At 69.1% G+C, this 16,602-nt stretch carries 21 protein-coding genes; 8 read left to right on the top strand and 13 right to left on the bottom strand.

The window, feature by feature from the left end; translation table 11 throughout:
* Window positions 1-87 precede the first annotated feature (87 nt).
* Window positions 88-741 (top strand): ACT domain-containing protein, encoded by a 654-nt coding sequence (locus ACRSBM_RS03885; RefSeq protein ID WP_434439823.1) that lies wholly within the window; start codon window positions 88-90, stop codon window positions 739-741.
* A 3-nt stretch (window positions 742-744) separates the two neighbouring features.
* On the opposite strand, the gene ACRSBM_RS03880 is transcribed toward ACRSBM_RS03885, so the two are convergent.
* A complete protein-coding gene (locus tag ACRSBM_RS03880; protein WP_434439821.1) occupies window positions 745-1,428 on the bottom strand; it encodes a 3-keto-5-aminohexanoate cleavage protein in 684 nt (227 codons plus the stop codon).
* 60 nt (window positions 1,429-1,488) lie between these two features.
* Here ACRSBM_RS03880 and ACRSBM_RS03875 point away from each other — a divergent pair, with 60 nt between their 5' ends.
* On the top strand, window positions 1,489-1,611 hold the full coding sequence (locus ACRSBM_RS03875; protein WP_434439819.1) for a hypothetical protein: 123 nt from the start codon (window positions 1,489-1,491) through the stop codon (window positions 1,609-1,611).
* A 7-nt stretch (window positions 1,612-1,618) separates the two neighbouring features.
* Here the strand turns inward: ACRSBM_RS03875 and ACRSBM_RS03870 are convergent, their stop codons facing one another.
* The gene (locus ACRSBM_RS03870) at window positions 1,619-2,053 is read right to left on the bottom strand and encodes a GNAT family N-acetyltransferase (protein WP_434452951.1); all 435 of its coding nucleotides are present in this window, start codon (window positions 2,051-2,053) and stop codon (window positions 1,619-1,621) included.
* Between the two features lie 37 nt (window positions 2,054-2,090).
* Here ACRSBM_RS03870 and ACRSBM_RS03865 point away from each other — a divergent pair, with 37 nt between their 5' ends.
* Entirely contained in the window at window positions 2,091-2,507 is a 417-nt protein-coding gene (locus ACRSBM_RS03865; RefSeq protein WP_434439817.1) for an SWIM zinc finger family protein, read from the top strand.
* Here the strand turns inward: ACRSBM_RS03865 and ACRSBM_RS03860 are convergent.
* The 6 genes from ACRSBM_RS03860 to ACRSBM_RS03835 form a co-directional block, all read right to left on the bottom strand.
* The gene (locus ACRSBM_RS03860; protein ID WP_434439815.1) at window positions 2,496-3,005 is read right to left on the bottom strand and encodes a hypothetical protein; all 510 of its coding nucleotides are present in this window, start codon (window positions 3,003-3,005) and stop codon (window positions 2,496-2,498) included. The two genes, ACRSBM_RS03865 and ACRSBM_RS03860, sit on opposite strands and share 12 nt — an antisense overlap.
* A gap of 63 nt (window positions 3,006-3,068) precedes the next feature.
* Complete coding sequence (locus tag ACRSBM_RS03855; RefSeq protein ID WP_434439813.1) at window positions 3,069-3,572, bottom strand: GNAT family N-acetyltransferase; 504 nt, start codon at window positions 3,570-3,572, stop codon at window positions 3,069-3,071.
* Complete coding sequence (gene ligA, locus ACRSBM_RS03850) at window positions 3,565-5,673, bottom strand: NAD-dependent DNA ligase LigA (RefSeq protein WP_434439811.1); 2,109 nt, start codon at window positions 5,671-5,673, stop codon at window positions 3,565-3,567. The genes ACRSBM_RS03855 and ligA overlap by 8 nt, the downstream gene beginning before the upstream one ends.
* 33 nt (window positions 5,674-5,706) lie before the next feature.
* Window positions 5,707-6,360, bottom strand: coding sequence for a hypothetical protein (locus tag ACRSBM_RS03845; RefSeq protein ID WP_434439809.1), 654 nt, complete (start codon window positions 6,358-6,360; stop codon window positions 5,707-5,709).
* 5 nt (window positions 6,361-6,365) lie between these two features.
* Window positions 6,366-6,941, bottom strand: a complete 576-nt coding sequence (locus tag ACRSBM_RS03840) for a YdeI/OmpD-associated family protein (protein ID WP_434439807.1) — start codon at window positions 6,939-6,941, stop codon at window positions 6,366-6,368.
* Entirely contained in the window at window positions 6,920-7,438 is a 519-nt protein-coding gene (locus tag ACRSBM_RS03835; protein WP_434439805.1) for an LppU/SCO3897 family protein, read from the bottom strand. The genes ACRSBM_RS03840 and ACRSBM_RS03835 overlap by 22 nt, the downstream gene beginning before the upstream one ends.
* A gap of 64 nt (window positions 7,439-7,502) precedes the next feature.
* On the opposite strand from ACRSBM_RS03835, the gene ACRSBM_RS03830 reads away from it, so the two are divergent.
* The gene (locus tag ACRSBM_RS03830) at window positions 7,503-7,982 is read left to right on the top strand and encodes a GNAT family N-acetyltransferase (RefSeq protein WP_434439803.1); all 480 of its coding nucleotides are present in this window, start codon (window positions 7,503-7,505) and stop codon (window positions 7,980-7,982) included.
* Here the strand turns inward: ACRSBM_RS03830 and ACRSBM_RS03825 are convergent.
* From ACRSBM_RS03825 to ACRSBM_RS03815, 3 genes are all read right to left on the bottom strand, one after another.
* Complete coding sequence (locus tag ACRSBM_RS03825) at window positions 7,969-8,442, bottom strand: hypothetical protein (protein WP_434439801.1); 474 nt, start codon at window positions 8,440-8,442, stop codon at window positions 7,969-7,971. The genes ACRSBM_RS03830 and ACRSBM_RS03825 overlap by 14 nt on opposite strands.
* 37 nt (window positions 8,443-8,479) lie before the next feature.
* Complete coding sequence (locus tag ACRSBM_RS03820; RefSeq protein WP_434439799.1) at window positions 8,480-10,333, bottom strand: glycoside hydrolase family 9 protein; 1,854 nt, start codon at window positions 10,331-10,333, stop codon at window positions 8,480-8,482.
* A 92-nt stretch (window positions 10,334-10,425) separates the two neighbouring features.
* Entirely contained in the window at window positions 10,426-11,475 is a 1,050-nt protein-coding gene (locus tag ACRSBM_RS03815) for a methionine synthase (protein ID WP_434439797.1), read from the bottom strand.
* A 138-nt stretch (window positions 11,476-11,613) separates the two neighbouring features.
* Between ACRSBM_RS03815 and ACRSBM_RS03810 the strand changes: the two genes are divergently transcribed.
* Both ACRSBM_RS03810 and paaI read left to right on the top strand, forming a co-directional pair.
* Entirely contained in the window at window positions 11,614-12,924 is a 1,311-nt protein-coding gene (locus tag ACRSBM_RS03810; protein WP_434439796.1) for a glycoside hydrolase family 18 protein, read from the top strand.
* Between the two features lie 264 nt (window positions 12,925-13,188).
* On the top strand, window positions 13,189-13,566 hold the full coding sequence (gene paaI, locus ACRSBM_RS03805) for a hydroxyphenylacetyl-CoA thioesterase PaaI (RefSeq protein ID WP_434452949.1): 378 nt from the start codon (window positions 13,189-13,191) through the stop codon (window positions 13,564-13,566).
* On the opposite strand, the gene ACRSBM_RS03800 is transcribed toward paaI, so the two are convergent.
* A complete protein-coding gene (locus ACRSBM_RS03800; protein WP_434439794.1) occupies window positions 13,496-13,945 on the bottom strand; it encodes a hypothetical protein in 450 nt (149 codons plus the stop codon). The genes paaI and ACRSBM_RS03800 overlap by 71 nt on opposite strands.
* Window positions 13,942-15,084: a hypothetical protein gene (locus tag ACRSBM_RS03795; protein WP_434439792.1), complete on the bottom strand. Its 1,143-nt coding sequence runs from the start codon at window positions 15,082-15,084 to the stop codon at window positions 13,942-13,944. Before ACRSBM_RS03795 ends, ACRSBM_RS03800 begins: the two co-directional genes overlap by 4 nt.
* Before the next feature lie 36 nt (window positions 15,085-15,120).
* On the opposite strand from ACRSBM_RS03795, the gene ACRSBM_RS03790 reads away from it, so the two are divergent.
* Together ACRSBM_RS03790 and ACRSBM_RS03785 are read left to right on the top strand one after the other, a co-directional pair.
* Window positions 15,121-15,624 carry a DUF6584 family protein gene (locus ACRSBM_RS03790; protein ID WP_434439790.1) on the top strand — a complete coding sequence of 168 codons (504 nt, stop codon included), beginning with the start codon at window positions 15,121-15,123 and terminating at the stop codon, window positions 15,622-15,624.
* A complete protein-coding gene (locus ACRSBM_RS03785) occupies window positions 15,621-16,472 on the top strand; it encodes a serine/threonine dehydratase (protein ID WP_434439788.1) in 852 nt (283 codons plus the stop codon). The genes ACRSBM_RS03790 and ACRSBM_RS03785 overlap by 4 nt, the downstream gene beginning before the upstream one ends.
* The last annotated feature ends 130 nt before the right edge of the window (window positions 16,473-16,602 follow it).

The following is a 16,602-nucleotide window of genomic DNA, read 5'->3' as shown; positions in this document are numbered from 1 at the left end:
ATGCGTCGACGATGCGTCTGCGAGAATCACCGACCGGCAACGGCGCGAGGCGCGGGGTCTCTCGCACGAGCTATGGAGGCGTTCACCTTGTCGTTCCTGATCCGGGTCCAGCTCCCGGACCGTCCCGGCACCCTCGGCGCGGTCGCAACGGCATTGGGCGAGATCGGGGCGGACATACTCAGCGTCGACGTGGTGGAACGCGGCTCCGGCCTCGCCATCGACGACCTCGTGGTGGAGCTCCCGTCCGGCCGCCTGCCGGACACGTTGATCACCGCGGCCGAGTCCGTCGAGGGTGTGGAGGTCGACGCGGTGCGCCCGTACGCGGGCATCCTCGACACCCACCGCGAGCTCGAACTGGTGGAGGAGATCGCCGACGCGCCGCACAAGGGCCTCGAGGTCTTCACCGAGGGCGTCCCGAAGATCATCCGGGCCGGCTGGGCCGTCGTGGTCGGGCCGGAGGGCACCGGCATCAACCGGCTGACCGCGTCGTCGGCCGCCCCGGAGACGCGCATGGCGAACGTGCCGTGGTTCCCGCTGGAGCGCGCGACCGTGCTCGACGGCGAGGAGGAGTGGGTGCCGGAGACCTGGCGTGAGCTGGGCACCGAGCTCGCGGCCACTCCCCTGGGCAAGCCGGACCGGGTGCTGGTCGTCGGACGTCCTGGGGGCCCGATGTTCCGCGCGGCCGAGGTGGCCCGCCTGGCGCACCTGGCCGGGATCGTCGCGGTCGTGCTGCCCGACTAGGGCCTAGCTGGGAGCCTTGGACCTCTGGTTCCTCCTGGCCATCGCGACCAGCTCGGCGTTGTTCCTGGCCGTGCGGCCGTCCGGCATCAGCAGCGTGTCCTCCAGGCCCATGCGCACGTGGTGTTCGAGCCGCGCGGCGTAGGTGAGGACGGGCCAGGCGTCGGCGTCCCTGCCGTGCAGCAGGATCGGCAGGCCGAGCGGTTCCACGGTCCGCAGCACGCTTTCCGCGGTCTCCCGCGTCGCGGCGACGGCGATCCTGCTGGTGCCCGCCGGCAGCTCACCGAGCTCCGCCGGAGTCTCGACCACGAGCTCGATGCCGACGTTGACCTGGTGCAGGGCCCTGGCCAGCTCACGCCAGCCAGGATCCGCGACGTGGACGCGGGCGATGTCGGGCTTGCCCGCCGCCAGCGCCACCCAACTGCCGATCAGCGTGGCTCGGTTGCCGGGAACGTCCGTCGAGACGCTGATCTCGATGCCCGGCACGGCGGCCCTGACGGTGGCGATCGTCGTGGCCACCTCGGGCCCGACGAGCGTGAGCCCGCCGATGACGTCACGCGGGTGCAGGTGCACCGACGTGACCCCGAACGCGGCGACGTCGGCGGCGTCCTCCGCGAGCCGCTTGGGCGACAACGGCAGGGCCGGGTGCTCCTCGGCGGTGCGGGAGCCGTTCAGACAGGCTTGCAGCACACCTCATACGGTCCCACACAATCCTCGCCGCGGCGTTGCTCCAAGGGCTACCTTGAGGGCATGCGACTGGCTCTGGTGCTGGCCCAAGGCAACGCCCCGGCGATGGGTGACCTGGCGCTGGGCCTGGTCGGGTTGCTGGCGGTGGCGGGCGTGATCGTGGTGGCGCTCAAGCGCAAGCGCTAGCGCCCTGCTACAGCATGATTCGGTAGTGGACGAAGGGCGTCTTCTCCGCGACCTGGTCGTAGAGCCGCCGGGCGGTCTCGTTCCACTCGCTGGTGTGCCAGTAGACGCGACAGCAGCCCTGCTGCCTCGCCCACTCCACCACCGCCTCGATGAGCGCGCCACCGGCACCCCGGCCGCGTGCCTCGGGGGCCGTGAAGAGGTCCTGCAGGTAGCAGACGTCCGGGCCGGACGTGCTGGGGTGCTTGAAGAAGTGCGTGATGCCGACGACGTCACCGCCGGCGCGTGCGCAGAGGGCGTGGATGCTTTTGTCCTCTTGGAACGCTCGCCACTTCTCGTCGTAGGTCTCCGGCGGCAGCGTGCGTTCGTAGAACGTGTTGTAGCCCTCGAAGAGCTCCTGCCACCTGGAGCGGTCCGCGGGTTCGAGGGGACCGATCGCGATCATGTTGATCCTTTCTGCGGTCACCCGGTTGGATGACCCCGTGTCGACGACCCTCACCACCGAGCTGCTGCTGCACCGCGCGGGCACCAAGTCGTACTGGCGCGGCCTGACCTACCGCGAGGCCGTGCTGTCCCTGCGGGTGCACAGCAGGCACGTGGCGGCGCGGGTGCGCGGCAGCGACGAGGTGGCCTACGTGGTGGAACTGTCCTGGTCGGGGACGCATCTGGTGGGGGCGTGCACCTGCCCGCACGGGTCGGAGGGGTTCTTCTGCAAGCACTGCGTGGCGGTCGGGCTGGTGTTGCTGGACCGGGGCGAGACGGTGCCGCCGCCGGACGCCGAGGACGTGGAGCTGAAGGACGTGCTGAGAGCCCTGCCCGCGGAGGTGCTGCGCGACCTGCTGTACGAGCAGGCGGCGGGTGACCTCAAGCTGCGGGCCCGGATCATCTCAGCACTCTGACGGCTGCTGGGTTTCCGGCAGCAGCGCGCAGTGCTTGTAGTGCCCCAGCGCGACGTCGGCGAGCGCCCAGCCGCCGTCCGCGCGAATGAACGTCAGCAGGTGTGACAGGCCGTACCCGGTGAACGGAACCGCGCTGGCGCTTTCGAAGTGCAGCTCGGCGTGTTCGCGGACGTGCGCGACGACGGCCTTGCCGTTCGGGTCGACGTCGAGCCGGTCCACCCACGTCCTGACCCGCGCGGACCGGTAGAGCGTGCGGGCCGACGCCCTCGCGGCTTCCAGTTCCGACTCGTGGACGTCGAGCTTCGCGGCCAGCGCCGGCGTGACCGGCACCCCGAAACCCTGAGTCTGCGGACCCGTCGTCACCTTCCGCGCCCGGTTCTCCAGGTACTGCTGGGCGAGTCCGGCGATCTGGTCCTGGTCCGCCTCAGCCAGTGCGGCCGGGGTGGCCGAGGCGCTCATCAGCGACGCGGACACGAGCAGGACAGCGGTCGTTCTCACGCGCGAACCCCCATTCGTCGGCAACCACCCGGTGGACGGTCCGGCGGGGGTGCTGGTTGCGCGTCACAGCGGCATTCCGTAGGCGTAGGCCCTGAGGTTCAAGCCGGGCAACGGCGACCAGTCGCGCTCCGGCAGGCGCGTGAACCCCAGCCGCTCGTACAGCCGGTGCGCCGCCAGCATCCTCTCCGACGACGACAGCACGACCGAGCCGGCACCGGCGGCCCTGGCCCTGGCGATCACCGCCCGCACCAGGGCTTCGCCCACACCCCGGCCGCGGGCCGCCGACGCGACCGAGAGCATCCGGAACTCCAGCTCGCCCGGCCGCGAGACCTCCGCGTAGGGCGTGCCGGGACGCACGACGGTGACCGAGCCGAGAACCACGGCGGAGACGCTGTCGACGGCCACGAGAAGTTCGGCGTCGCGGTAGCGGGACGCCGCGTCGGCCAGGGTGCTCGCGTAGTCGTCGTGCGCGTCCACGAAGCCGTCGGCGCGGTACGCCTCCACCGTGATCGCACCGACGACGGACAGGTCGGCCTCCGTCGCCGGGCGGATGACCAGGTCAGCCATCCGTGCCCTCCTCACCGGGGAGAGCGACCTCCCGCGCCGCGTCCGGGCCCTGCTCCAGCAGGACTCGGAAGCCCGCCTCGTCGAGGACCGGGACCCTCAGCGAGATGGCCTTGTCGTACTTCGATCCCGGTGAGTCGCCGACGACCACGAACGCGGTCTTCTTGGAGACCGAGCCGGCCGCCTTGCCGCCGCGGGCGAGGATCGACTCCTTGGCAGAATCGCGCGAGAACTCCGTCAGGGAGCCGGTGACCACGATGGACAGACCTTCGAGGTTGCGGACGATCGAGGCGTCGCGCTCGTCCTCCATCCGCACGCCCGCGGCCCGCCAGCGCCGCACGACCTCCTGGCGCCACTCGGTCTCCCGCCACTCGACGACGGCCGTCGCGATGGTCTGGCCCACGCCCTCCGCACCGGCGAGCGCCTCCTCCTCGGCCTCGACGATCGCGTCCATCGAGCCGAACTGCTGGGCCAGCGCACGGGCGGCGGTCGGGCCGACATGGCGGATCGACAACGCGACCAGCACCCTCCACAGAGGACGCGACTTGGCGGCCTCCAGGTTGTCCAGCAGCTTCACCGCGTTCGCGGACAGCTCGCCGTTCTTGGTCGTGAAGCGCTCGACCTGCCGCAGGGCCTCGGCGTCGAGGTCGAACAGGTCGGCCTCGTTCGTGTACACCGTGGACTCGGTGATCGCGGCGGCCGCCTCGTAGCCGAGCACCTCGATGTCGAGCGCGGAGCGGGAAGCCAGGTACGCCAGGCGTTCCCGCAGCTGACCAGGGCACGTCTGGGCGTTCGGGCAACGGATGTCGACGTCGCCCTCCTTCATCGGGCGCAGCTCGGCGTTGCACTCGGGGCAGCGGACCGGCATCACGAACTCACGCGCGTCGGCCGGGCGCGCGGCCAGCACCGGGCCGAGCACCTCGGGGATCACGTCGCCCGCCTTGCGGATGACGATGCGGTCGCCGATCAGCACGCCCTTGCGCTTGACCTCGGACCCGTTGTGCAACGTGGCCCGCGCGACCGTCGAGCCGGCCACCTTCACCGGCTCCATCAGCGCGAACGGCGTGACCCGGCCCGTGCGCCCCACCTGGACCTGGATGTCCAGCAACGTCGTGGTGGCCTCCTCCGGCGGGTACTTGTACGCGATCGCCCATCTCGGGGCACGCGACGTCGTGCCCAGGCGCCGTTGCAGCGCCACCTCGTCGACCTTCACGACCAGCCCGTCGATCTCGTGGACCGCGTCGTGCCGGTGCTCGCCCCAGTACTCGACCTTCTTGCGGACGTCCGCCGGGTCCGTGAGCACCTCGGTGTGCGAGGACACCGGCAGGCCCCACGACCTCAGCGCCTCGTAGGCCAGCGACTGGCGGGCGACCGAGAAACCCTCGGTCCTGCCGATGCCGTGGCAGATCATCCGCAGCCTGCGCGACGCGGTGACCTTCGGATCCTTCTGCCGCAACGACCCCGCCGCGGTGTTGCGCGGGTTCGCGAACGGCGGCTTGCCCTGCTCGACCAGCGAGGCGTTCAGCGCCAGGAAGTCCTCGACCGCGAAGAACACCTCACCGCGCACCTCGACGAGGTCCGGCACCGGGTAGTCGGCAGACCCCTTCAGCACCACCGGGACGTCCGCGATCGTGCGGACGTTCAGCGTCACGTCCTCGCCGGTGCGGCCGTCGCCGCGGGTCAGCGCGCGCGTCAGCCTGCCCTTCTCGTACAGCAGGTTGATCGCGAGACCGTCGATCTTCAGCTCGCACAGGAAATGCGTGCCGGAGCCGATCTCCTTCCGCACGCGCTCGAACCAGCCGGACAGTTCGTCCTGCGTGAAGACGTTGTCGAGGCTGAGCATGCGTTCCAGGTGGTCGACGGCCTTGAACTCGGTCGAGAACGTGCCGCCGACGAGCTGCGTCGGCGACTCCGGCGTGGCGAGGCCGGGGTGCTCCGCTTCGAGGGCCTCCAGCGACTTCAGCAGCGCGTCGAACTCACCATCGGTGACGATCGGGTCGTCCAGCACGTAGTAGCGGAACTGGTGCGAGCGCACCTCTTCCGCGAGCACGGCATGCCGCTCGCGCACCTCTGCGGGGACGTCTTCAAGGCTCTCGCTGGTCACGATGAACAGCTTAGTGACCAGGTCTGACAGTTTTCAGCCGTCCGAATCCGCGGCGAGTCCGCGAACGAGCGAACGCAGCTCCAGCAGGCTGATCGTGCCCTGCGGCTCCAGTTCCGCGGTCTCCACTCGCCGCAGCCGCTCCCCCGCCAGCCGCTCGCCGAGAGTGACGTCCAGCGGCAGGAACGTCATCGTCTGCCGCTGCTGCTCGCTCAGCTCGGCCAGCGCCGGGTGGTAGACCGCGACGTCCACGACGTCACCGTCCACCTGGGCCACCACGCGGTAGTCGCCCAGCCGCATCTTCACCTGTCCGAGGTTGACGATTACCTCGGTCGGGTCGGGCACCGGTGGCACCGAGTCGTGGAACTCCCACACCATGTCCGACGGCGGCGCGGCCTTGATCCACGCGTCGGTGTACGGGCGCAGCCGCGGGTCCTCCTGGCCGGTGACGACCAGCGCGTACATCGCCATGTGACCCTGTTCGAGCGAGAACATCAGGTCGGGGTGCAACGCGTCGACGAGGTCCCGCAGCTCGTCCTCGATCCGGTGCGGCTCGCCGTCGCCGAGCGCCGCGCTGACCACCGGCACGAGCTCGAACCACCGCTCCCAGAACCGTTGCGCCGCCTCGTCGGCGTTCGGCAGGTGGGCGGGGGCGACGTCTTCGGCTTTGCGGCGGCGGAACCACTTCATGATGCTCAAGAGTAGAGCTTGCGGCCCTCCGCCAGCATTTCAACGAACTGGGCGATGCGCTTCCGCCGTGTCTCCGGCCTCTTCGCGTCGTGAATGCGCAGCAGCACGGCGTACCGGTTCTGGCTGTTCAACGTCTTGAAGAACTCGGCGGCCCTGGGGTTGGCGTCGAGCGCTTCGACGAGGTCGGCCGGCACCTCGATCGTGGCCGGACCCGCGTACGCCGCGTCCCAGCGCCCGTCCGCCTTGGCCTTCTCGATCTCCTTGAGGCCCGCCGGCAGCATCTTGCCCGCCGCGATCAGTTCCTCGACCTTGGCGCAGTTGCGCTTGGACCACTTGCTGCGCGGCGTTCGTGGCGTCCACCGCTGCGAGTAGTAGGTCTCGTCCACGGACCGCACGAGCCCGTCGATCCACCCGTGGCACAAGGCGATGTCCAACGCCTCGGCGTAGGTGATCGTCCTGATCCCCGAGCCCTTCCTGGCGTACTTGATCCAGAGCTCGGTCTCCTTGTCGCCGTTGTCGTGCAGCCAGGCGTCGAACTGAGCGGGATCCTCGAAGATGATCAACGCACCCTCCTCAGGCACAGCGTCGTCTCCTCATAGGGAACACCGAGTTCGGCCTCTTCGGGGCAACTTCCTTCCACTACGTCGACGACCTGCACGTTCACCCGCGGCGACGCGCAGTCGAACTTGGACACGACGGAGCGTTGCAGGTCGTCGGTGTCCAGCTCGAAGCAGTCGCCCCGCTCGGCGTTGGGCAGCAGGCACAGCGCCGCGTTGTGCCTGGTGTCGCGCAACACCTTGTACTCACCGCGCGGGCATTCGCCGTTGGTGTTGCTCAGCACGGTCCCGACTTTCAACGCGGCCCGGTCGCCGTTGCAGTCGACGACGGTGAGGCCGAGATCGTTCTCGCCGGGGCCGTCGAACTTCACGCAACTGCCTTCGCCGGCCTTGGAGTAGTCGGTGAGGAACATCGATGCCGGTGCCGCGGGCGTTGGTTCTGTATCGCTGAACGCCCACCACACGGCGAGATACGCCACCACGGCAAGTACGCACACCATCACGGTCTGTCTCACGACCACGTTGCGGATTATGGCGGCGAAAACTGAGTGGCGCGCGGCGACGGGTTTGGCCACAGTGCGCCTCATGCTGATCCGGCGGGAGACACCCGCAGACATCGACGCCATCCGGACCGTCACGAACCTCGCGTTCAAGGACGGGCCCGAGGCCCAGCTGATCGACTGGTTGCGGGAGGACCCCGGCTGGATCCCGGAGTTGTCGCTCGTCGCGGACGGGGTGCTGGGGCACGTCGTGTGCACGCGCGGGTATGTCGGCGACGTCCCGGCTCTGGGACTGGGGCCGATCAGCGTGCAACCTTCGCACCAGCGGGCCGGTATCGGTTCCGCGTTGATGCACGCCGTTCTCGGGGCGGCGGAGGCACGCGGCGAGTGCGCGGTGATCCTGCTGGGTTCACCGGACTACTACTCGAGGTTCGGCTTCCGGCTCGCCGCGGAGTTCGGGATCACGCCGCCGGTTCCCGACTGGGCGCCGTATTTCCAGGCGCGGTTGTTCGGTGACGTTCCGGCCGGCGCGTTCCGGTACGCGGAGCCGTTCAACCGGCTGTGAGCACCTCGGCCTGCCGGGCCTGCCGCAGCATCGACCACGCACGTGCCTCGGCCTGGTCGTAGCGCTCCGGGCAGCAGGACCGCTGCACGGCGTCCGCCAGCAGCCCCGCGGAGAGCTCCGGCCGGTCGACGCGCACCGCGTACTCGAAGAAGCGGCGCGCGGCGTAGGACACGTCCATGATCTGTTCGGGCGTGCCCCATCCCATCGACGGCCGCTGCTGGAAGACGCCCAGGGAGTCGCGATCGCCGCACGTGAGGTTGTTCATGTGCGACTCGACCCACCCGGCCTCGAACCCGGCGAGCATCACCTTGTCGCTGACGTCCAGAGAGACACCAACGGCGTGCACGACACGGATCACGTCCGGGTCGTGCACGCCGGGGACTCGGCACCGCTCCGCCGACGGCAGGGCATGCGCCGTACCGCTCATGAGCAGCGTGAAAACCAGCACGAGCCTGAGCACAGTCCGAATTGGACACCCAGGCCCGCGCCGGCGCCACTCAGGAGTTGGCGATCAGCGAGAAGCCGAGCACGCCCGTCGCCGTGAAGTCGATGGCGGGCTCCGAGCTCGGCCACGAGCGCAGGTCGTCGGCGAACACGGACTTCGCGGAGTTGAACTCGAGCGTGTACGGCTTGGTGCAGTCGACCGAACCCGGCGGCATCTCGCCCAGGTCACCGAACAGGGAGGCGTCGTTCGGGCCGTTGATCACGGCGCCGACCAGCACCTTCGAACCACCGTTCGGCGAGCCGGAGAGGTTCGCGGCCTGGTGGTGCGGGCACTCGGGGAACTTCGTGCCGACGCCGACGATCAGTGAGGTGCCCCAGGCGTTGGTGCCGAGGGCGAACCCGCGCTGCTGGGTGCCGAAGGTCTCGTAGGACCTGTCGCCGGTCAGCTTCCGGTACAGCGCGGCCGTGGTGATGTAGCCGAACGTGCGCGAGCCGACGTCCCAGGTCTCGACGTTGGCGGCGGTGCGGAACGGCGAGGCCTGCGCGGCGTCGGCGCCCTTCTTCAGCTGGCGCCGGATGTCGCCGACGACCTGCTGCTCGGTCACCTCGGCGCCGGGAACGCCCTTGCGCAGCAACCCGGCGAGGTCGGCGTGGCCGAGCGCGGAGATGTTGTAGACGTTGAGCGTGTCGGGGTCCTGGGTCGCCAGGAACTCCTTGGCCCAGTGCGTCGCGGCGCGCGCGAACTGCCCGTAACGCCTGTCGTTCAACGCCTTCGCGGCCAGTGCGAGCTGGGTGGCGCCGAACTCCATGTCGTCGGTCCACGACTCTTCGGGGTAGTACGCGTGCGGGAACGCCGTCACGAGCTCGCCGACGTTCTCGGTCTTGGCCAGCGCGAAGAGCTGGGCGGCCTTGTCGAGGTAGGCACACGCGAGACGCGGGTTCTTGCGCGCCTCGATCTGCGCGGCCAGCGCGAACGACCCGGCCACGCGGCCGACCAGGTTCGGGCTGATCTTCTCGCCGGCGACGTTCGCGCGGAACACCGGGCGGTGCTTGATGAAGTACTCGCTGTCGCCCGGTTTCACGTCGAGCTTGTCGTCGGCCTCGGGCAGGCGCCACACGTCGTGGTCGCCGACGAAGCCGAACTCCTCGGAGCCGGTGCCGATGCCGACCTGGGCGTAGAGCGTGCCGGTCTTCTCGTCCCAGGCCTTGTCGAGCCACTTGAGGCCGAACTTGGCCTCTTCGTACAGCGCGTCGTTGTGCTTGTTGCGCAACGCCAGCAGCATCGACGCGGTCGAGTACGACGAGGCGTGCGTGAACTTCACGAAGTCACCGGCGTCGAACCAGCCGCCTTCGAGGTCGACCTTCGCACCCGTGGGCTTCAGCGGCGCCGCGATCTGGTCGCCGCCCTCGCCCGCGAACACCGGCGTCTCGTAGACCAGGGCCTCGCGGTCGGTGAGGTGCGCGGGCTTGCGGTCGAGGCGCCCCGGGATGACGTCGGCGCCGTCGCGTTGCGCCTGGAAGAACTCGACGGTGTTGTGCGCGACCGGCGAGAACAGCTTCTTCAGCGAGTCGACCTTGAACGCCGGGGAGGTCGTGGAACCGACCTTGATCCGGTAGGTCCCCGACCTCTTCAAGGAGGAGAAGTCGATCGGGTGCACCGCGGGGAACTTCTCGCTCCACGAGCCCGTCGAGGCGCCGGTCCTGCCGGTCAGCACGGTCCGCCCGCGACTGTCCACAACGGAGAACCTGGCGTTCGCGGCGCCTCCGAGCACGTACGCGTGCTTCTGCTCGGAGGTCCCGAACCCGACCTGGTCCAGCCTGATCTGCCCGGCGGGGGCGGCCTGGGCAGGCGCCACGACCACACCTGTGAGCACTGCGGCGACGAGGGCCGCACGTCTGATGCGCATGAGAGGAACTCCCGGTCCAGGCCTCGGCGATCGGCCTTCGGTTAAGAAAGTTTCCTAATAGTTCGCAGCAGACTAGCTCCACCTACCGGACATCACCAGCCCTCAGGTGGCTCCAAAAACGACGCGGAGAGGTCACGGGTCAGCGACAGTGCGCGTTTGACCCAGCCGGACGTCGCACCGGCCAGACCGCACGTCGGAGTGGGCAGTGCCTGCTCAGCGAGGATCGACCGCGAGAAGCCCAGCCGGTCGACCAGGGTGAACGCCCGCTGCCCGACGTCCTTCAACGTCACCGGCACACCGGGATCGGTGCTCGGCACCAGGCCCAGCGCCAGCGTCGTGCCCGCCTCCCAGGTCTCGCCGATCTCGTCGAGCGCCTCCGCCCCCTTGACCAGCGTCGCGTCGAACGCGATCGCCGTCGCGCCCGCTTCCCGCAGCAGCGTCAACGGCGGGTGCGGCGCGCAGCAGTGCACGATGACCTCGTGGTCTTTCAGGGCCTCGATCACGGTGGCCAGCACCGAGCGGGCGTCCGGCACCGGCACGGCGGGCACGGTGCCGAGCTTCGACGGCGTCGGCAGCAGGCCCTGCAGCACGGCGGGCAGGCCCGGTTCGTCGATCTGCACGACCACCTTCGCCCTGGTGCGCCTGGCGACCTCGGCGGCGTGCTGCCGCAGCCCCTCGGCCAGCGACTCGGAGAACTCCTTCACGGCGCCGGGGTCCGTCAGCACCCGATGACCGCGCATCAGCTCGATGTTCGACATCAGCGTCCACGGCCCGGCGGCCTGCACCTTGACCACGGACGGCTGCGCACCCGCCCGTTCCAGCGCCTCGTCGAACGCGTCCAGGTCGCCGCGCAGCAGGTCGACGGCACGACGGTGGTCACGGCCGGGGCGCGGGGTCACGCGGTAGCCGGACGTGATCACCTCGATCGCGAGGTCGACGAGCAGGCCGGCGGTGCGGCCGACCATGTCCGCGCCGACGCCCCGGCCAGGCAGCTCCGGCACGTGCGGCAGTTCCGGCAGCTCGCCGACGACGACCCTCGCCGCCTCGTCGATGTCGGTTCCGGGCAGCGATCCGATTCCAGTGGCTCCACGCACCCGCCGAATTGTTCCACTGTCCGTCAGACAGAAGAGGTCTAGACCCATTGACGCTATGGTCTAGGCCACTTACCGTGATTGAGCAGGTGCTGAGGGTACGAGCACCTCCCTGTACGTGGTGCAGGACCGCGACGCGCCCCGCGGTCCTGCACCACTCCCTTCCTCCCCTGCCGGAAGGACCACCCGATGGCCCGCTTCGCTCTTTTCGCCGCCGGGGCCGCCACCGCACTGGTGGCCGGACTCGTCGCCATCGCTCCCACCGCCTCCGCCGCCGGCGAGTCCGCGGCGTTCAGCCAGGACTCCGTCTGGGGCTCCGGCTACCAGGGCAAGTACACGGTCAGCGCGGGTTCCACCGCACTGTCCGGCTGGAAGCTCGAGTTCGACCTGGCCGGCGCGACCGTCGGCTCCTACTGGGACGCCACACTCACGAGCAGCGGCAACCACCACACGTTCACCAACCGCGAATACAACGGCAACGTCGCCGCGGGTGCGTCGACCAGCTTCGGTTTCCTGGTGAACGGCTCGGCGGTGCCGACGAACTGCAAGCTCAACGGCGTTCCGTGCGGCGGCTCGACCCCAACGTCGACCACAACCACCACGACGACTTCCGACGTACCGCCGACGCCCGGTAGCGCGCGCGTCGCGCCGTACATCGACATCACGATGCCGACGCCGTCACTGGTCGACGTGGCCAACGCGACCGGCCAGAAGCACTTCACGCTCGCGTTCGCCCTCGGCTCGTCAAGTGGTTGCGCACCCGCGTGGGGCGGCACGGTCCCGTTGAACGACAGCCGCATCGTGAACGACGTCAAGGCGTTGAAGGCACAAGGCGGCAGCGTCATCGTCGCGACCGGCGGCGCCATGGGCCCGTACCTGGAGCACGTCTGCTCGACCGCCGACTCGCTGTACAACGCCTACGTGGCCGTGCTGGACGCCGTGGGGTCGAACAGCATCGACGTGGACGTGGAAGCCACCATCCCGCAGGCGATCGTGAACACGGCCCTGAAGCGGCTGCAGGACACCCGCGGCACCACCGTCAGCTACACGATGCGCATCCAGGGCCAGGACTACGGCATGGACCCGTACTCGGTGGACGTGCTGAAGGACGCCGCCGCCAAGGGCGTCACCGTCCTGGTGAACCCGATGCTGATGAACTTCGGCTACACGGGCAACTGGGGCGACGCGATGGTCGCCGCCTCCAACGCCACCCTCGGGCAGATGCGCACTATCTGGCCGTCGAAGTCCGACGCGCAGTTGAAGGCACTGCTGGGCCTCACGCCGATGATCGGACGCAACGACACCGGTATGACGACGACCCAGGCCGACGCCCGCAAGGTCGTCGACTACGCGAAGGCCAACCGCGTCGGGCGGATCGCGTTCTGGTCGGCGGGCCGTGACAACGGTTCGTGCGCCGGCGGCGGAGTTTCGCCCACGTGCAGCGGAATCTCGCAGACCAACTGGGAGTTCACGAACATGTTCAAGACCTACACGGGCTGAATCACCTCTGCGGAGCGAAGGCCGGCGAGGGATCTTCCGTCCCCACGCCGGCCTTCGTCATCCGTCCGAGGCTTCTAACAGCCGCTGCAGCACCCGCAGCCCGGACCCGTGCACGAGCCGCAGCAAGAGCATCCAGCCATGATGACCACCTCCGATGTTGAGCGATCAAGCATGTCGGACAGTAAGGCGGCTCCAACGCACCGTGACACCACCGCCAGGGTGATTACGCTGCCACGAATGAATGGTCCTGCCGGTCCTGCCGAGATGCTCGCCGCCGACAAGGCGTCCACCGCGCTGGGCATCGAGCCCGTCGAGCTGCGCGACGGTTACGCGGTGCTGCGGATGACCGTTGCCGAGAACATGATCAACGGTCACGGCATCGCGCACGGCGGTTACGTCTTCCTCCTGGCCGACAGCGCGTTCGCCTGCGCCTGCAACAGGACCGGGTCCGTCACCGTCGCCGCCACGGCCGAGATCGACTTCATCAAGCCCGTGCACGAGGGCGACGAGCTGGTGGCGGAGGCGGTGGAACGGACCCGGTTCGGCCGCAGCGGGATCTACGACATCACGGTCAGGCGAGGGACTGAGATCGTGGCTGAGTTCCGTGGCCGCTCACGGACCCTGAAGACGCCTCGCGCCTGAGGCCGATGAACTGCAGCACGGCGAACCCGAGCACCGCGAGCCCCTGGGCCAGCACCAGCGCGACGCCCATGCCGGTCAGCGGGAACCACTTCAGTTCCGCCGTGAGAATGCTGTCGAGTGCCCAGACGGTATTGCCGATGATGACCAGGAGCACGATCCGGCGATCCGGAGTGGCTCGGGTGCCCAGGAAGAAGACACCCATGCCGTAAACGACGCAGAAAGAGCCGAGCCCGATCTGCCAGCCCATGGGCATTCCCACTTCCGGGCGAACCAGCAGAGTCAGCAGACCGAGAGCGAACGAAGCGACACCGTCGAGTTTCAAGGCGAATTTCAACATGGCATGACGATCGCCCGCCCAACGCTGCCAACACCACGTCAAGCGCTGCCAACTCCTGCCATCAGGTCCGCCGCGACCAGGCGCGCGGCCGCGTTCTGCCAGTTGTGCAGCGTCCGCTCCGGCACCTGTGACACGAACCACTGCAGCGCGCGGCGATCCTCGGCGTCGAGGTCCTCGCGTTTGGTCCGCACCGAATACGGCCTGATTCCCTTGACGTAGTAGAAGTACACGGCGTTGTAGTAACGCCATTCGTCGCTCGTGCCGAATTCGCCGCCGGCGGGCTTGAGCCGTTGAATACTCGCCAGCAACATGCTTTTCAACTGTGCCGCCCGGTCGAGTGGCGGCCCGTCGTCGGTCAGAGCGATCAACGGGCTGGCGACGAGCTTTCCGAGATCGCCGTAATGACTCAACGCCTTCCGCGTGAGCCGGGCGAACTCCGCCTCGTCCTCGGTGACCAGCGGCCGGCGCTTGGGCAGCGACTCGGCCGCCTCGCGGAGCTCGGCGCGTTCGGCCGCGACGGCGGGCACGGCGAGACGGTCGACCGCGGACGCGAGCGGGTTCGCGAGCACCTGCACCGCGATGGCCGCCCCGACGGTCGTGTAGGCGAGTAGTTCCGGACCGCCGAAGAAGACCACCTGCGACCCGAACAGCACGGCCGTGAACCCCGAGATCACCAGCGACCGCAGCATGTCCGCGCGGATCGCCTCCCCCTCCTCGACCGCGTCGGTGACGGCGACCAACACCCCGAACACCACCAGGTCGAACCCGATCGACGGCAACGTCAGCGCGTCCGGCAGGAGCCGCAGCAGGAAGGCGGCGGCCGACAGCCCGAACATCACTCCAACGAGTGAAAAATATGCACGTTTCCTTATGGCTAGGACCGTCGACACGGCCAATGGGAGCAGCACGAGCCACGGCAACCAGAACGACGCGACGAAGAAGACCACCACCCCGCCGGCCCACCACCTGATCAACTCGGGTCGCGCGAGCAGCAGGATCGCACCTGTCCAGGCCAGCGCGGGTACCGCGACCAGCACGGGATGCGGCACGACGACCGCCGCCGAATAACCGATCATCCCCGCGCCCGCCCACCACAACAGGGGTTTGCGCGGATCGCGGGCGAGCAGGTAAAGCCCCAGCCACCAGGCGAGACCGGAGACCAGCAGCGATAGGCCAAACACGGGTCAAAGCTAGCCCTACCTGCAAAACTTGTGTTCATGCCGGTAGAGCTGACGCTCCACAAAGCGGCCGAGGAGTTGCGACGAGGCGACCTCGCGAGCGTGCTTCGCGCACGTCAGCGCGTCGCCGGGCTCGTCGGCACCTTTCCGCACCGGCTCGATCTCCGCGAACGCCTCGCCGAGGTCTACCGAGTACTCGGCCAGCCGGCCCAGGCAGGCCGCTGGACGTACCTCTCCGAAGATCGCGACCCGGACGAGACCCTCGCCTTCGAACGCGCCTACCGCAGGGCCGAAGCCCGCCTGGTAGCGCTCTCCTGGCAGGGCCGGGTGGACGAGGCCCCCACCGACACCGCCAGGAGCCGCCTGGAGTCCCTCCACTTCGACGCGCGCGCCGAACTGCAACACGAGCTCGACGCCACCCCGGACGAGGAGACCTCCTGGAGCGCCTGCCTGATCGTCATGGTCGGCGGCGGCTTCGTCCTGGCGTGTTTCCTGCTGGGAATCGTGACTCTCGCCCAGTTCTTGTGGAAGCTGGTCACATGAGAACGCTGTCGCAGTACGTCCGCCGTACCCCGATCATGCGCGTGTCAGTCGACGGGCGACCGCTCGTGTTCAAACTGGAGCACCTCCAGCTCACCGGCTCCTTCAAGATCCGCGGCGCCGTCAACACCCTGCTGTCCCTCGACGTCTCCGAGGTCGTCACCGCGTCCGGGGGCAACCACGGCATCGCCGTGGCCCAGGCCGCCCAGTTGCTCGGCGCGCACGCCACCGTCTTCGTCCCGGTGACCGCCCCCGAGACCAAGACCAGGCGCATCGAAGCGCTGGGCGCCAAGCTGATCCGCCACGGCGCCACCTACGCCGAGGCCGCCACGGCCGCCCGCGACCTCGGCCTGCCCTACATCGAGGCGTACAACGACCTCACGGTCATCGAGGGCCAGTCCACGGTCACCCAGGAGATCGTCGAGGACGCCCCGGACGTGGATGCGATCTTCGTCGCGGTCGGCGGCGGCGGACTCGTCGCGGGCGCGGCACTGGCTTCCGGCGGACGGCACATCATCGCCGTGGAACCCGAGAACTGCTGCGCCATGCACAACGCGCTGGCCGCCGGCGAACCCGTCGACTCCGTGGTGAGCTCCGTGGCGGCGGACGCCCTCGGTGCCACGCGCGCCGGTGAGCTGTCGCTGGACATCCTGCAGCGCAACAACGTTTCGTCGCTGCTGGTGTCCGACGAGGAGATCCTCGCGGCGCGCGACCGCCTGTGGGAGGAGTTCCGGCTCGCGGTCGAGCCGGCGGGCGCGGCGGCGTTCGCGGCGTTCCTCAGGGGCGACGTGTCGAGTGAGCTGCCCTGCGTGCTCCTGTGCGGGGCGAACTCGGAGTGGCGTCCCAGCTAGACCGGCGGCGCAAGGCCGTGCCAACCGACTCAACAGCGACGCCACACGGTCAGGTCCTCAACCGCGACACTACACTGGCAGATCATCGCGAGTGCCGAGCCTTCCGGTCCGGCCCCCGCGCTTCCTTGCC

It is taken from the genome of Lentzea xerophila (assembly GCF_051094245.1).
GTDB lineage: Bacteria > Actinomycetota > Actinomycetes > Mycobacteriales > Pseudonocardiaceae > Lentzea > Lentzea xerophila.
Note: the sequence above shows the minus strand (reverse complement) of the source record. Positions and strands in the feature narration are given on the sequence as shown.

Bases quoted from the DNA above. Each gene is read 5' to 3' on its own strand.
- ACRSBM_RS03820 (WP_434439799.1), bottom strand. From the start codon at position 10,333: ATGCGCATCAGACGTGCGGCCCTCGTCGCCGCAGTGCTCACAGGTGTG.
- ACRSBM_RS03845 (WP_434439809.1), bottom strand. From the start codon at position 6,360: ATGAAGTGGTTCCGCCGCCGCAAAGCCGAAGACGTCGCCCCCGCCCAC.
- ACRSBM_RS03815 (WP_434439797.1), bottom strand. From the start codon at position 11,475: ATGGGTCTAGACCTCTTCTGTCTGACGGACAGTGGAACAATTCGGCGG.
- ACRSBM_RS03830 (WP_434439803.1), top strand. From the start codon at position 7,503: ATGCTGATCCGGCGGGAGACACCCGCAGACATCGACGCCATCCGGACC.
- ACRSBM_RS03875 (WP_434439819.1), top strand. From the start codon at position 1,489: ATGCGACTGGCTCTGGTGCTGGCCCAAGGCAACGCCCCGGCGATGGGT.
- ACRSBM_RS03870 (WP_434452951.1), bottom strand. From the start codon at position 2,053: ATGATCGCGATCGGTCCCCTCGAACCCGCGGACCGCTCCAGGTGGCAG.
- ACRSBM_RS03810 (WP_434439796.1), top strand. From the start codon at position 11,614: ATGGCCCGCTTCGCTCTTTTCGCCGCCGGGGCCGCCACCGCACTGGTG.
- paaI (WP_434452949.1), top strand. From the start codon at position 13,189: ATGCTCGCCGCCGACAAGGCGTCCACCGCGCTGGGCATCGAGCCCGTC.
- ACRSBM_RS03855 (WP_434439813.1), bottom strand. From the start codon at position 3,572: ATGGCTGACCTGGTCATCCGCCCGGCGACGGAGGCCGACCTGTCCGTC.
- ACRSBM_RS03790 (WP_434439790.1), top strand. From the start codon at position 15,121: ATGCCGGTAGAGCTGACGCTCCACAAAGCGGCCGAGGAGTTGCGACGA.
- ACRSBM_RS03785 (WP_434439788.1), top strand. From the start codon at position 15,621: ATGAGAACGCTGTCGCAGTACGTCCGCCGTACCCCGATCATGCGCGTG.